Origin of the sequence: Alteromonas sp. McT4-15, from assembly GCF_020515205.1 — a bacterium.
In the GTDB taxonomy this organism is placed as follows: Bacteria; Pseudomonadota; Gammaproteobacteria; order Enterobacterales; family Alteromonadaceae; genus Alteromonas.
Genome location: NZ_JAJALG010000091.1, coordinates 1 through 1600, shown reverse-complemented (window position 1 = coordinate 1600; position 1600 = coordinate 1). Strand labels below are relative to the sequence as shown.

Here is a 1600-nt window from a genome sequence, read left to right as displayed (position 1 = left end):
TTGATACTTATTGAGCCTTCTCCCCAGCTTAACCAATAAATTGGCTAAGCTGGAAGGCGACCAAACCCAAAACGGAGAAGACTCAATGCAATTCTATACTAACTTACATCCTTTTTACTGCGGAATCGATCTTCATGCACGAATGCTTTATGTGTGCATTTTAGATGAACGCGGCGAGATACTGGTTCATAAGAAGATAAAGGATTCACCCGAACAGCTTTTAAAGCTTCTGGCACCCTATATCGGGAATATTGTGGTGGGCGCAGAATGTATGCATTGTTGGTACTGGCTCAGTGATTTTTGTGAACATCATAATATTAATTTTATCCTCGGCCACGCTCTGTACATGAAGGCTATTCATGGTGGTAAGACGAAGAACGATAAAATTGATGCGTATAAGATTGCCAAGTTAATGCGAGGTGGTAATTTTCCTTTGGCTTACGTTTACCCAAAGGAAAAGCGTGCTATTCGAGATTTGTTACGCAGACGAACTCACGCAATGCGCCATAGTGCCGAATTAAAGGCATTTATAAAGAACGCGTTGTCACAGTACAACTTGCCAGTCCCTGATAAGTCAGACTTAAGCTACACAACAGGTCGTGACGCAATGCGTGGATATTTCCCCAATCCACAGGTTCAACGCAGTATTGATATGAATCTACGATTGATTGAAGTTTACGACCATGAAGTCAGCAGCATTGAATGTCATGTAGAAAAGCTCACTAAGCATGACAATGGTAGAGACTACTATTTACTGCGTTCATTACCTGGTGTCGGACGCGTTCTTGCGCTGACTATTCTTTACGAAATAGGCAGTATTCAGCGTTTCGACAGTGTTCAGAAGTTTGCGTCTTATTCTCGGCTAGTTAAATGCAAAGCAGAGTCCGCAGGTAAAAGCTACGGGACTCAGGGCAATAAAATTGGTAATGCGCATCTTAAGTGGGCGTTTTCTGAAGCAGCGGTACTTTTTCTAAAGGGTAATCCGCCTGCGCAGGCTTATTTAGCTAAGTTACAAAAGCGAATGAGCAAGGCAAAAGCACTATCGGCTTTAGCGCATAAACTCGGTCGTTGTATGTACTTTATGTTGAAGAATCAAACGGTATTCGACAGTGAACGATTTTTAGGAGGGTAAGTCGCACAGGCGGATGAGCTGAACATCTAACTGGTCGAATGGTGAGTATGGTGTTCATGGTTATTTAGGGGAATAGCCTGTAAGACATGAACTATACCAATGTCCACAGCCATCACGTTTTGATTAGACATCCGCCTGTTGCGCATCAATACCCTGAGCTAAATCGCTTGCACCTGAGCTGAGCCTGCCCCTAACTGGCGATACCAGTCAGCCACTACGTTTTGAATAGTGCCAGCGTCAGGTTAACCGATGAATGTCTAGTGCCCCTGTTCACGCCATGGAATGCACGGCAACAGGCAGCGAAGAGATCGTACTAAGAGAGCCTCTATATGTGTTTGCCGCAGGTGATGCCTGACGATGAACATGACAGATGAAGTTAGGAGGTTTAGCTTAGGGAGTTGGACTGACTGCTAGCGCAGCCAGCGAATAACTATTACCTATTGACAGGAGTTGGGCTCATATGTGTTA

The 1600-nt window shown here is 44.3% G+C and carries 1 protein-coding gene; it reads left to right on the top strand.

The annotated features are described in order from the left end of the window. Window positions 1-85 precede the first annotated feature (85 nt). Complete coding sequence (locus LHL20_RS20865; protein WP_226434680.1) at window positions 86-1132, top strand: IS110 family transposase; 1047 nt, start codon at window positions 86-88, stop codon at window positions 1130-1132. The last annotated feature ends 468 nt before the right edge of the window (window positions 1133-1600 follow it).

Excerpts from the sequence above, each read along its gene's own strand:
- LHL20_RS20865 (WP_226434680.1), top strand. The coding sequence starts at position 86 with ATGCAATTCTATACTAACTTACATCCTTTTTACTGCGGAATCGATCTT.